General features: G+C 67.0%; 10 protein-coding genes and 2 pseudogenes. 8 read left to right on the forward strand and 4 right to left on the reverse strand.

Annotation, left to right across the window (positions count from 1 at the left end; translation table 11 throughout):
- Positions 1 to 41: 41 nt before the first annotated feature.
- Positions 42 to 398: a hypothetical protein gene (locus tag AB0M48_RS12310; RefSeq protein WP_363839641.1), complete on the reverse strand. Its 357-nt coding sequence runs from the start codon at positions 396 to 398 to the stop codon at positions 42 to 44.
- Positions 399 to 553: 155 nt separating this feature from the next.
- Entirely contained in the window at positions 554 to 1072 is a 519-nt protein-coding gene (locus tag AB0M48_RS12315; protein WP_363839644.1) for a hypothetical protein, read from the reverse strand.
- A 375-nt stretch (positions 1073 to 1447) separates the two neighbouring features.
- Here AB0M48_RS12315 and AB0M48_RS12320 point away from each other — a divergent pair, with 375 nt between their 5' ends.
- Positions 1448 to 2269, forward strand: coding sequence for an extracellular solute-binding protein (locus AB0M48_RS12320; protein ID WP_363839647.1), 822 nt, complete (start codon positions 1448 to 1450; stop codon positions 2267 to 2269).
- Between the two features lie 1282 nt (positions 2270 to 3551).
- Here the strand turns inward: AB0M48_RS12320 and AB0M48_RS12325 are convergent.
- Positions 3552 to 3977: a cold shock domain-containing protein gene (locus AB0M48_RS12325; protein ID WP_363839650.1), complete on the reverse strand. Its 426-nt coding sequence runs from the start codon at positions 3975 to 3977 to the stop codon at positions 3552 to 3554.
- A 276-nt stretch (positions 3978 to 4253) separates the two neighbouring features.
- A pseudogene (locus AB0M48_RS12330) lies at positions 4254 to 5487 on the reverse strand (IS3 family transposase).
- An 89-nt stretch (positions 5488 to 5576) separates the two neighbouring features.
- Here AB0M48_RS12330 and AB0M48_RS12335 point away from each other — a divergent pair.
- The 7 genes and pseudogenes from AB0M48_RS12335 to AB0M48_RS12365 all read left to right on the forward strand — a co-directional run bounded on the left by AB0M48_RS12335 (position 5577) and on the right by AB0M48_RS12365 (position 12231).
- Positions 5577 to 5714: a hypothetical protein gene (locus AB0M48_RS12335; RefSeq protein WP_363839653.1), complete on the forward strand. Its 138-nt coding sequence runs from the start codon at positions 5577 to 5579 to the stop codon at positions 5712 to 5714.
- 180 nt (positions 5715 to 5894) lie between these two features.
- Positions 5895 to 7595, forward strand: a complete 1701-nt coding sequence (locus AB0M48_RS12340) for a peptidase dimerization domain-containing protein (protein WP_363839656.1) — start codon at positions 5895 to 5897, stop codon at positions 7593 to 7595.
- A gap of 1077 nt (positions 7596 to 8672) precedes the next feature.
- Positions 8673 to 9374 (forward strand): alpha/beta hydrolase, encoded by a 702-nt coding sequence (locus tag AB0M48_RS12345; RefSeq protein ID WP_363839659.1) that lies wholly within the window; start codon positions 8673 to 8675, stop codon positions 9372 to 9374.
- Between the two features lie 147 nt (positions 9375 to 9521).
- The gene (locus tag AB0M48_RS12350) at positions 9522 to 9734 is read left to right on the forward strand and encodes a TRIC cation channel family protein (protein ID WP_363839942.1); all 213 of its coding nucleotides are present in this window, start codon (positions 9522 to 9524) and stop codon (positions 9732 to 9734) included.
- Positions 9735 to 9736: 2 nt separating this feature from the next.
- The gene (locus AB0M48_RS12355) at positions 9737 to 10486 is read left to right on the forward strand and encodes a TRIC cation channel family protein (protein WP_363839945.1); all 750 of its coding nucleotides are present in this window, start codon (positions 9737 to 9739) and stop codon (positions 10484 to 10486) included.
- Positions 10487 to 10638: 152 nt separating this feature from the next.
- Positions 10639 to 11073, forward strand: a pseudogene (locus AB0M48_RS12360) (transposase family protein); the annotation flags it as partial.
- A gap of 501 nt (positions 11074 to 11574) precedes the next feature.
- A complete protein-coding gene (locus AB0M48_RS12365) occupies positions 11575 to 12231 on the forward strand; it encodes a response regulator transcription factor (RefSeq protein ID WP_363839662.1) in 657 nt (218 codons plus the stop codon).
- Positions 12232 to 12254 lie beyond the last annotated feature (23 nt).

Consider the following 12254-nt stretch of genomic DNA (forward strand, 5'->3'; position numbering starts at 1 on the left):
CCGGTGTGGCGCCCGTCGCGGCGAGGGGTTCCGCGGGGGCCTCACGGCCGGACCAGCTGAGACACCGCCTTCGACGAGGTCGGCCAGGTGACCACCTGGCTCGGCGTCGGAGTGGACGGGGTCGTCGTCGGCACAGGCGTGGTCGTCTGGACCGGCGGCACGGTCGTGGTGGTCTTGACGCACCGAGGCACGTTGAGGGTCTTCTTGAAGGACCAGCCCTGCTTCGAGTCAAGGCCGTTCCACGCCTTCGCCTCCACCACCAGCTCGTGGCGGACCGCGCCGTCGAGGTTGCGCTGGAACCGGTGGCTGGACGCGAAGTTCACGGACACGAGCTCGGCGCCGTTGTCCGTGACGATCAGTTCGTTCTGCTTCTCGGCGTTGTAGTCCGCGAGTTGCACGGCGACCACCGCCTTGTCGACGCACGAGGCGGAGATCGTCGGCGTGTGCGCGCTCGCGATTGTGGCGGAGCCCTGCTGATCATCTACTTCTCGCTGTTCTTCGGATGTGACGGGTTCCTGACCGGCGCGGTGGAGTTCCCGGCCGCGCGGCCGTCTTACGCCATGACCGTGCGTTCCACGGCCAGGCGCAACGACTCGGACACCTCGGACAACCAGGTGATGGTCGGGATGGTGTCCATTCCCTTCACCATCCCCTCCGCGTCGGCCACACCGGCGATCGACACGAGGAAGTACCGGATGCACTGCAGCCAGGCATCCGCTCCGTCCCGCGACTGGAGGTGCACCACGCAGTCGGCCTCGGGGATCGTCGCCCACACGAGATCCAGCAGGCCGTGCGCCCGCAGGAGGCACGGTGCCTCGCTGATCGCGAGTACCCAGTCCGGCTCGTCGGCGCCCACCTCGTCCTTGAGGATCGCGAGGAGCCGCAGGTCTTCGGTCGCCGAAGTCGGCACGCGCACCACGCGGTCAGCCCCGGCCGCGACCGGTACGTACGACGCGGCGCGGTGCTCGATCAGTTCGAGCAACCCGGTGACGTAGCTCCGGAGGACGGTGATCTCGTACCTGCCGAACACACCGACGTAACCGGATCGACCGCACCGGTCCCAGTGAATCATCGAGCGGCCTTCCAGAAGAGCCAACCGAGTCGTTCCCGGCCCAGTAAAACCCCGTCGAGTGGGGCGGCGGCCTACTCGCGGGGAAGAGGCTCGAATTTGTGCCCGTGCGGCCACCAGGAGACCCCTGCCGGTGAACCGGAACAGTACTGTCCGGAGAGGATGATCACTTCGTTCCCGTACTTTAAGACTGCCTTGAGGTGGCAGGACCTAGGTTCTCGACGCGTCGCGCGCAGAGCGCTCCTGATGAGCTCCATGCAGCTCTACCGTCGAGGACAAGGAGAATCCGTGAGACCCAGAACCATCATCGCCGGGTTGCTCTTGCTGGTGTGGGCCACGACGGCATGTGGCGGATCCGCCTCGCGTGCCGGTGGCACGGTGAAGGGCGCCCGCGTCGACGTCGTCGGCCCCTGGACGGGCGAGGAGCAGGTGCGCTTCGAGAAGGTGCTCGCGGCCTTCTCTGAGAGGACTGGTGTCCAGGTCGGGTACACCGGCTCCGAGGTAGACCTGACCACCGTTGTGCGGACCAGGGTATCGGGCGGGACACCACCCGGCGTCGCCCTGCTCTCACAACCCGGCCTCGTAGCCGGTCTCGCGAAGTCGGGCGCGATCAAGCCGGTGAGCGATGAGGTCGAGAAGGCCGTCGTCGAGCACTACGCGCCGGTCTGGCGCACGCTCGGCAGTGCGGGCGGCAAGCTCTACGGCATCTCGTTCAAGGTCGCCAACAAATCGACGGTCTGGTATAGCAGAAGGGCTTTCGAGTCGGCGTCGACGCCTGTGGGGCCGCCGCTTTCCTGGGATGCGTTCCTGCGGACCGCCCGTGCACTGGCGAACGCGGGCAAGCCCGCGTTGTCGATCGCCGGCGCGGACGCGTGGACGCTCACCGACTGGTTCGAGAATGTCTACCTGTGCACCGCTGGCGGCGAGGACTACGACAAGCTCGCCCGCCACGAGATCCCTTGGACGGACCGAGGTGCGCGTGGCGCTGGAGGAGCTGGCGAGGCTCTTCTGCGATCAGCGGTTGATCCGCGACGGGGCGGCGGGCGCGTTGCGGACCGACTTCGCCCAGTCGGTGATCGACGTGTTCGGCGAGCCCACGCGGCCGCCATGGTGCGCGAAGGGGACTTCGTCGGCGGTATGATCAACTCCAGCACCAGCGCGGTTGTCGCGGCGACGCGGATTTCTTCCCGTTCCCGTTGATCAACGGCAGCGCTCCCGCGCTCTCGTCGGGGGTGACACGGCCGTCCAGTTCAAAGAGGACGCTGCGACCACGGCGCTGATGAAGTTCCTCGCGTCTCCCGAAGCCGGGGCGATCTGGGCGGCGGAAGGCGGATTTCTGTCCGCGAACCGGAACATCCCCGCGGGTGCCTATCCCGACGACGTCACCAGAGAGTTGGCCGCACAGGTCGTCAGTGCGGGCGACAGCGGTTCGACCTCTCGGACCTCACGCCGTCCGCGTTCGGCGGCACCAGGGATACCGGCATGGGGAATGCCTTGCGGGAGTTTCTCGCGAACCCCGCGTCCATCGACGAGACGATGTGACGACTGGAATCGGATGCGAGCACGGCATATGTGCGCTGATTCGGCGTTGCGGTATCGAGGTGAGCGGCAGCGGCGACGGAACGAGTGCACCTTGATGTCAGAATTCGGGTCACCACGGGTGGCGGTGTTGACAGCGGAGGACGGATCCGGCTCGGATGGTCGGCGTTGGTGACACCGTAACCGAAGCACACACGTCCGCGGTCGGCCACCAGGCGGCGTCCGAGGACGGCCTGCCGCAGTGCGGTGTACGGGGATGTGCTTGGCGCGGTCCGTGTCCCGAGCACGACTTGCCGCAGGAGGTCGATCCGCTCATCGCCCACTTGGTGAGACAGCGTCCGCTCAACGGTGGCCGCAAGTTCCACCGGCAGGCCGCGCACTACCAGCAGACGAGCTACCACCGGCCCAAGTTGACCGTGCGCGCGGTGGGAGACGTTGCACGCCGCGGCGACTTGTGCTGCCCGAACGGAAGATGAAGAGGCGAGCGACGCCAGTGGAGGACCTGCTGGCTGGTCCGTGCGTGTCCGACCCGCGTGCCACGCTCGAGGCCGTTGCTCTGAAGGCTGTTGGAGAGGACGGGCCGGAACGACCGGTGCCGGCGCCCCCAAACCCGAATCACTGCCCGCTCCCGAAGCCGCCACCGGGACGTCCCGTCCCCGCCCCGCCTCCGGCGCGTTCTCCGTTCGCTGCACCGGCGACCCGCCCGGTGCAGGAGCCGTCCTGTGAAGGACGGGACGACGTGCCCGAAGACCGGTCGGGTCGTCCCCTTCGCCGCCGCGCCCGACGACGTCCTGAAGCGGCTCAGTCCGTCGTCGCCCGCGGCACCCCTTCCTGGGACCGCAAGACGGCGCCAAGTCCGTCTACCGGCGCGTCCCCGGCAGGCGGGTGACCTGACTCCGTGCCACAGCGGGAAAAGGGCCCGTTCAGCCGGGCACGCCGGGGCTCAGTCGATCACCCAGTCGTGCGATTTGGCCAGCCCCAGCAGCGCGGTGCGCAGCTCGACGATCTGTGAGCCGGTCAACGACGGAGTCTCGACCAGCAGAAGCTCCGTTAGTTCCGCCGTCAGCTCGGCCCTGGTGAGCACGTCGCACATGTCCCCTTCCGGCAGCGCCGGAACCGGGCGCTGCTCGTCCGCGTGGCTTGCCGGGAGTGACTCGTCGTCGGCGATCACCCTGACGTCGTAGGCCTTGGGTCCGCGCTGTCCCTGCATTACCTGGAAGGCGACACGCGCTCCGGCGGCGACGGAGGTGGATCCGTCCACTAGACCATTCGCGTGGAGGAAGACGTCCTGCAGGCCGGTCGCGTTCTCCTGCGTGATGAACCCGAATCTCCGCGTTTCGTCGAACCTGATGACCCTGCCCGTGAGCACCTGACCGATACCTCCACCACAACGAACCCGTTGAAGACGCTCGAACGGCCTCGCAACACGACTCGGCGTCGACCGGTCCGGTCTCGTGCTGGAGGCGATGATGAGCCAACGTAGCAAGTTCGCTGCTCGTCGAATGCCCGCAGACCAGGCCTCGTCGAGAAATGACCGCGAAGGCAGGACGCCGGGCACTTCCGGACACCGGCCGGGTCGCTTCGGCTGGTCGTCGAACCGGTGGGCGGAGAAGTATGTCAAGTACCGGGTTTGGTGGAGACTGGATTAGTTGGTTTCCAGGGTCGTGGTGACCAGGTGGGTCGTCGCGTGTAGTGCTTCGTACTCGGCGGGCGGCACGTGTCCGAGTTCGCCGTGCAGGCGTCGGTTGTTGTACCAGTCGATGTACTCGACGGTGGCGATCTCGAGGTCGTCGATGCCGCGCCACGGGCCCTTGTTTCGGACGAGTTCGGCTTTGTGCAACGAGTTGAACGCCTCGGCCATCGCGTTGTCGTAGGAATCTCCTGTGCTGCCAACGGATACGACCGCGTCGGCCTCGGCGAGACGCTGGGTGTGGCGCACCGCCCGGTACTGCACGCCGCGGTCGCTGTGGTGGACGAGCCCGGCTAGGTCCGCGCCGCCGGCTCAGCGGCGCCAGAGCGCCATCTGCAGCGCGTCCAGTGCCAGGTCGGTGTAGAGGCTGGTGGCGACCTGCCAGCCCACGATCAGGCGGGAGTAGACATCGAGCACGAACGCCGCGTAGACCCAGCCGGCGGCGGTGCGCACGTAGGTGATGTCCGCGACCCACAACTCGTTAACACGAGTCGCGGTGAAGTTACGTTTACCAGGTCAGCGGGCCTGCTGGTCTCCGCTGCCGGTCGTGTCGTGCGCGGCGACTTGTCGCGCAGCAGGCCACGCAGCCCGTTCTCGCGCATGAGCCGCTCGACGGTGCACCGGGCCACGTCGACACCCTCGCGGTTCAGCTGCCGCCAGACCTTCCTCGCCCCGTAGACGCCGTAGCTGTCCTCGTGCACCCGCTTGATCGTCGCGGTCAGCTCCCGTTGGCGTGCCGCACGAGCAGGTTCCGGGCGGGAGCGGGTCGCGTAGTACGTCGACGGTGCGATCCCGGCAGGCTTCTGCGCGAGCGCCTCCAGGACCGGCTGGACACCGTGTTCCTCACTCTGGGAGTCGACGAACGCGACCTTCATCGCGACGGACGGTCCAGCTCCGCCGCGAAGAAACTCGCCGCTGACCTCAAGATCTGGTTCGCCCGCCGCAGCTTACGGTTCTCCCGCTCCAGCTGCGCGAGCCGCTCCGCATCGCTGGTCGTGGTGCCCGGCCGGTCCCCGGCATCGGTCTCCGCGCGCTTGACCCAGGCGCGCAGCGCCTCAGGATGGATCCCGAGCTGCTCGGCGATCCGCTTGATCGCCCCGGTCGCCGCTGCCGGATCCCGACGGGCCTCCACAGCCATCCGGCTCGCCCGCTCACGCAGCTCGTCTGGGTACTTCTTCGGTGTGGCCATCAGTCCTCATCATCCAGGCTTGATGGTCTCCATCAAACCCGGTACGGAACAGTACGTGTGTTGGCGGAATGCCTTCATAGGAGGATCTGATGGAACACGCGTACGCCGTGAAGCAATGTGCAACGACTCCTGTCGCGCCGGTGGAAGATGTTCCCGAGTTGACCATCCATGACGTGTTGAACGGCATGGTGACCTTTGACGAGAACCGGTCGTCGAAAGATGAGTGACGACGGGTTTCGGTTCTCATCGGGATCTCCGATACCTTGTCTACCGTGGACATAAGTCCGCGATGACGTACCGCCGGGGCAACGCTCCCTGTGAGCGACGGTGCAGAGTATCTGGTCGAAAGGGGTCGACAGCTCGTGGAATCGTGGTGGACGGATACAGCCGAGCGGTAGTTGTCGTCTGTGACGAACGAACAAGGAATCGGTCGCAGGCGCCTGCTCAAGATGTTCGGCCTGGGTGCCACGGCCACCACGGCGCAAGTGCTGGCGGCGGACCCCGTCCTGGCGGCGACTCTGGGGTACGACGAGAGCACCGGCGTCTCGGCCGCGTCCTACCGGCCGCCGCGCGGCCTTGCGAAGACCAGTCCGGCCAAGGACACGGCACTGGCGTGGATCAACGCCAACCGCTCCGAGATCACCGGCCTGAGCGACAGGATCTGGCAGCTGGCGGAGCTGTCGCTGCGCGAGTGGGACTCCGCTCTGGCCACCACGGAGCTGCTGCGGACCAACGGGTTCACCGTGGAGTGGGGATCGGCGAAGTTCCCCGCGGCGTTCGTGGCCACGTACGGGTCCGGCGGCCCGGTGATCGGGTTCAACGCGGAGTACGACGCCTTGCCGAACCTGTCCCAGAAGTCGGGTGTCGCCAGCCACGATCCGCTGGTTTACAACTACGACGCTTACGGTCCGACCTACGGCCCAGGTCACGGTGACGCCCACAACGCTCTGGGAGCGGGGTCCACCGCGGCGGCGATCGCGGTGGCGCAGGCGATCCGGGCGCACGGGCTGAAGGCGACCGTCAAGGTGTTCGGTTCGACGGGGGAAGAGCAGCTCGTCGGCAAGGCGTACGCGGTGAAAGCCGGTGTCTACAACGGTCTGGACGCCTTCCTCGACTGGCACCCCTTCAACACGACAGTGCCCTTCTGGAACACGACCAGTGCGCTGATGTCGGCCACCTTCACCTTCCTCGGATCTTCAGGCCACGGCGGCGTGCCGTTGGGCAATCGCAGCGGACTCGACGGCGCGTTGCTGATGGCGACCATGTCGGAGTACCTGCGGGAGAAGAACGTCGCCCCCTCGGGTAGGTTCCACTACTCGGTCATCAACGGCGGAGGCGCGCCCAACGTCACGCCGGACATGTGCTCCATCTGGTACTTCGTCCGGGAGGGCAGTCCCGAGCGGGCGAAGGTGCTGTACGACAAGATCGTGGAGTGTGCGAAGGCCGCTGCGCAGGCCAGCCAGACCCGCCTGGTGCACAGGTTCCACGCCGGCACCTGGAACCTCCTCGCCAACAGGAGGGGTGCCGAACTGCTGTACGACAACATGCTCACGATCGGCCCGCCCGCGTTCACCGCCGAGGACCAGGCGTTGGCCAAGGCGTTGCAGAAGTCCCTGGGTAGGCCGGAGACGGGGCTGCCGACGACGATCGCGCCGCTGACGCCGCCCGCCGCCGGTTACACCGGCGGTCTTTCCACCGACACTGCCGACGTGAGCTGGCAGGCGCCCACTGCGGTGCTGCTGGCGACGACGTTCCCGCCGAACCTCCCGAACCACAACTGGAGCGTCACGGCGACGGCGGCCACGAACATCGCCCATCAGGGGCTGCTCTCCGCGGCCCGCTACCTGGCGGCGGGAGCGGTCGACCTGATCACCCAGCCAGCGCTGCTCGACGGGATGAAGCAGGAGTTCCAGGAGCGCAAGGCAGGGGTGAGCTGGACGAGCCTGATCCCGGACGGCCTCCAGCCGCCCCTGTACCAGCCGCCCGCCGACTTCCTCGCAAGGACGGGGCAGAAGTGGCCTCCCGCGGGAGTCACCTGGCCCGTGCCGCAGATCGTGTCCTCGGAGCAGCTCGGCACCACCGGCCCGCCCATGCCGCCCGTGACGTGATCCGCCCGGCGTGGTGGCGGGAGTAGAGCTTCCGCCACCACGCCGTACCGGGGCCGACGGCGGGTCCTCCACCGCGGTGGGGTGCGAAGTCCGCAATGAGGGGAAATCAACCGTCCAAGTCTGTGAGCGGGCTTTGGTCCCGCTGGTGGCGGTAGGTGCGCCCGCCGCGCCGGCTGCGGCGGCGCCGGTCGCGGTGAAGCCGTTCCCGCGGTGTTGAACCGGCCGAAAGGCTTCTCACCCGAAGGCATCGCCATCGAGAGGAAGACCGCCTATACCGGCTCGTTGGCCGACGGCGCGATCCAGCGCGTCGACCTGCGGACCGGTGTGGTCATGCGGTTCGCCCCGTCACTGGGGCTTGGCAAGGTCTCGGTCGGAATGGATGTCAACCGGTTCGGCCGGCTTTGGGGGGCGGGTGGGTGCCTGGGGGTCCCATCAACGCCAGGTCGTGACCATCACCGTGGTGCCGGGGTTCGTGACCACAGCCGGTGCTCGGTGACCACCTTTACGTGGTCGACGCCAACTTGGACGAAAACCTGCCCAACGTCGGCAATCCAACGCCACCTTCAAGATCGCCGCGATTCCCATTTCGTAGCGGATTTCGTCGGCACGACCCGCGGGCCGTGCCGGAAAGCCGTTCCGCGAGCCCCGAGCGGACCCGCACCGGGGCTCGCGTGCTGTCGGTGCACAGCCGCGGCCCGTCCGCGACGAAGGCCGATCGAGCTGGTGCCGGTTCGTTCTCTTCAGTAGCCGAACGTGAGCAGAGAGCAAGCGCGGCCGTCCGCTGATGCACGGTAGTGCATGAAGTAATGCACCTAAGTGCCTGGGGCGAGGCTGGGCGCCGGGTGCTCCTGGGTGTGTTCTGCTGCATCTGCTCGTCGAATACCAGGTCAGCGGCGTGCTCGACCGTCGAAGGCGTCCGCACCTGTGACCACATGTGACGACTTACACTAGCGTAGACGTGTAATATCCAATATATTACTGTTCCTGGTGGTTTCGGCGGTCGCCTGGTCGTCGAAACCACCGACCCATTCGACCCGCTCCGGCGACACCGGCCGCGGCACACGAAAGGACAAGCCCATGACCAGCACTGGTCAAGAGGTCAAGAACGTCGTGCTGGTGCACGGCGCGTTCGCAGACGGCTCGGGATGGCGGGGTGTGTACGACAAGCTGACCGCCCAGGGCTTCCGGGTCTCGATCGTGCAGAACCCCCTCACCTCGCTGGAGGACGACGTCGCGGCGACCATGCGCGTGCTCGAGCTGCAGGACGGCCCGGCGATCCTCGTCGGTCACTCCTGGGGTGGCACGGTCATCACCGAGGCCGGAGTCCACCCGAAGGTGGCCGGCCTGGTCTACGTGTCGGCGCTGGCGCCCGACGCCGGTGAGACGACCGCCCAGCAGTACGACGGGTTCGCCGCCACGCCGGACTTCGTCATCGACGTCGGGGACGACGGCTACGGCTTCATCAACCGCGACAAGTTCAAGGCCGGCTTCGCTGCCGACACCAGCGATGAGGACGCCGCGTTCCTCCGCGACTCGCAGGTGCCGATCAACATGTCGGTCTTCGCGGAGCCGGTGAAGAACGCCGCCTGGCGCGACAAGCCGAGCTGGGCCGTCATCGCGACCGAGGACAAGGCGTTCGACCAGGCGATGCTGCAGCACATGGCCAAGCGCATCGGTGCGGAGATCACCGAGGTCCCGGCTAGCCACGCCCTGTACGCCACGCAGGCCGGCACCGTCGCCGACGTCATCGTCACCGCCGCGCGGAACGCAATCGGCTGACGGACGACCGCATCATTCCGGGCCGGCTCGCTTCTCGCGAGCTGGCCCTGATTTATCGGAGCGTGAGCCGCATGTCCGTCATGCCGTTCCAGGTGGCGCTGTGGATCGAGCTCCTCGCTGCGGGCTCTGGGTGGCCTCCAGGGCGCCCTGTTCGCGGCGGGGGAACGGCATCGCCGCATCGACGTGCTGGGTGTCGTCGTGATCGGGCTCGCCGTGTCGCTCGGGGGTAGCCTGTTGCGCGACATCGTGCTGAACCAGCCGCCCGTCGTTCTCTGGACAAACTGGTACATGCTGGTTGTCGGCGCCTCCGCGATCCTCGGCATGGCGCTGCAAGCCCCCTGGCGCGGGTCAACTGGCTGATCATCGAGCTCGACGCGCTCGTCATGGGACTGTTCGGTGCCATTGGGGCCTCGAAGGCGCTGGCGCTCGGTGCCGGTGAGGCCGGGGCGGTGGTCGCGGGCGTCATCGGGGCGATCGGCGGCGGAATGCTGCGCGACGTCATCCTGAGCCTGCCGATCTCCTTCCTCCAGGTAGGCACTCTGTACGCGGTCGCGGCCGGAGTCGGCTGTGCCGCTCGAAAAGTCATCGCTGCTGGTCAGGCGGCTTGTCTGTACTCATTGATGAGTCCGCCGAGGATGCGGGTGCGGAGCACTCTGTGGGTGTCGGGGTCGTGTGCTGCGGCGGGGTGTTGTCCATTGCTGGGTTGGGCGAGAAGTGACGCCGGTGGCGTGCAGGCGGCGGGTGTTGTGTTCGAGGAAGACCAGTGCGTAGAGCCTTCGACCGAGCACGGTGTCGAGGTGGAGGAAGTCCGCCGCGATGATGCCCTGGGCTTGGGCGGTGAGGAACTCCCGCCAGGTCGGGCCATCACGGCGTGGTGCCGGATCGATGCCCGCGTTATGCAGGATCCGCCAGACCGTCGAGGGCGCGATGTGGTGGTCGAGGCGGGTCAGCTCGCCATGAATCCGCCGGTGACCCCATCGGTTGTTCTCCTTGGCGAGCCGCAGTACGAGCGACTTGGTCGCGGCTCGTGTCGGTGGGCGGTCCCGTGCATCGACGCGCGGAGTAGTCCCACTTACGAGCCACAAAACTGCGGTGCCAGGCGAGCAGAGTGAGCCCTTTTCATCCTGGTCTGGATGTGTTGGTGGGCAAGGGTTTGCGGTCGGGACGGGTTGATGCGGTCACGGCGTGTCGGACCCTGGGCTTGGCGAAGGCCTCTGGTAACAGAGCCATCGACCAAGACCGCTCCGCAGCACCAGGGGCTCACATGCTGTTCTATCGTGCCGCGCTGCCGTTGTCACCTCGGACCCTGAGATACGTGTCCGGCCTGATCCGCGCGCACCGCAGGAAAATGGGATCGCGGTGGCGCCGTCTCGATCCCGCCCAGCAGGCTCTCCTAGTGCTGGTTCACCTGCGGGAAGGAGAGCCGTTCGCCGAGGTCGGCGCCGGGTTCGGGGTCTCGGCCTCCACGTGCTGGCGGTATGTCCACGAGACCGTCGAGCTCCTCGCGTCCGCGTCGCCGAAGCTGCGGCAGGCGCTGTGCACGGCGAAGCGCCAGGGCTGGGCCTACGTGGTCCTGGACGGGACGCTGATCCCGATCGACCGGATCGCCGCCGACCGGCCGCTCTACTCCGGCAAGCACAATATCCACGGGGTGAACCTGCAAGTGACCGCCTCCCCGAACGGCACGATCCTGTGGGTCTTCGCCGAACGCCGGCGCGCTCTGCGTCACTTCACCACCATCCCCCGAAAGATCGGCCACATCGTCAAAGCCGCACTTGTACTCACCCATTTCGAACACGTCCGGCTCACCTGAGACTCGTTGAGATCAGGTCACTGTTGACGCCGTTGTCGAAAACTGGTAGCAGGGGTGAACTTGTATGCATCTAAACGTGTACTTAAGGTCATGAGTTCGCGGGCGGTAAACCAGCTGACGGAACGGCGTCCTAGGGTTGCGGTGAGGACATTCAGCCAGATGGTTGTGACGGAAGGTCCATCGATCTTCGTGAACCGACCCGGGGATGCTTTCAGTGTTGGGCAGGCCGGTTATCGCGATGCGGTTTTCGCTGACCGCTCCTGTATTGGCGCCGGTGGGGTGTGGCCGTTTTCAGCGTGGGCACGGCATCAGTCATTCAGCCGTGCGAACAGCCGGCCGACCGTGGGAGATGGGATGTCCGCCGCATTAAATGACATTCGGCTGGAGATGAAGAAGAAATCCCCGGTACGGGTGTTGCTCGTCGACCACGATCCGATCTCCCGGCACGTCGTCGGCGCCGTCCTCGGACAGGAGGAGGTGGTGGTGCTCGTGGCGACCGTCGAGGGGCCGGACCAGATCCGGGCCTGGGGACCTGACCAGGCTGACGTGGTGGTCTTCTGCGCCCCGCCGGACAGCCAGGCGATCGCTCACGTCCGCGAGATCGCGGGCAGAGGACTGCCCGTGCTGCTCGTCGGGACCGGGTGGACCGGCGAGTCCGTGGGTGAGGCGCTCGCGGCTGGAGCCAGAGGGTGCCTGGTGAAGAACACCCGGATCGACACCATCGCCGCGGCCGCTGCCGCTGCCGGATCCGGCCACCTGGTCCTCTCGCCCGAGTTGCACCGGTTCTACCGGCCTGCCGAGGCCGAGCAGGGCATCACCAGGCCGGGGGCGTTGACACCGGAGCAACTCGTCCGTTCGCTCACCGAACGCGAGTTGGAGGTGCTGACCCTGCTGTCGGCAGGCAACACCACCGCCGAGGTGGCCGCGGCGCTGCACGTCTCCGCCGCGACGGTGAAGAGCCACGTTTCACACTCGCTCACCAAGCTCGGGGTGCGCAACCGCGTGGAGGCCGTGCTGATGGTCTGCTCGGTCGTCCGCCGGTGACGAGTCGCCGAACGGACAGCGGT

Origin of the sequence: Lentzea sp. NPDC051208, from assembly GCF_040682435.1 — a bacterium.
GTDB lineage: Bacteria > Actinomycetota > Actinomycetes > Mycobacteriales > Pseudonocardiaceae > Lentzea > Lentzea kristufekii.

What these genes read in the sequence shown, in the direction of transcription:
- AB0M48_RS12335 (WP_363839653.1), top strand. Translation starts at nt 5,577, where the DNA reads ATGGAACACGCGTACGCCGTGAAGCAATGTGCAACGACTCCTGTCGCG.
- AB0M48_RS12365 (WP_363839662.1), top strand. Translation starts at nt 11,575, where the DNA reads ATGAAGAAGAAATCCCCGGTACGGGTGTTGCTCGTCGACCACGATCCG.
- AB0M48_RS12315 (WP_363839644.1), bottom strand. Translation starts at nt 1,072, where the DNA reads ATGATTCACTGGGACCGGTGCGGTCGATCCGGTTACGTCGGTGTGTTC.
- AB0M48_RS12345 (WP_363839659.1), top strand. Translation starts at nt 8,673, where the DNA reads ATGACCAGCACTGGTCAAGAGGTCAAGAACGTCGTGCTGGTGCACGGC.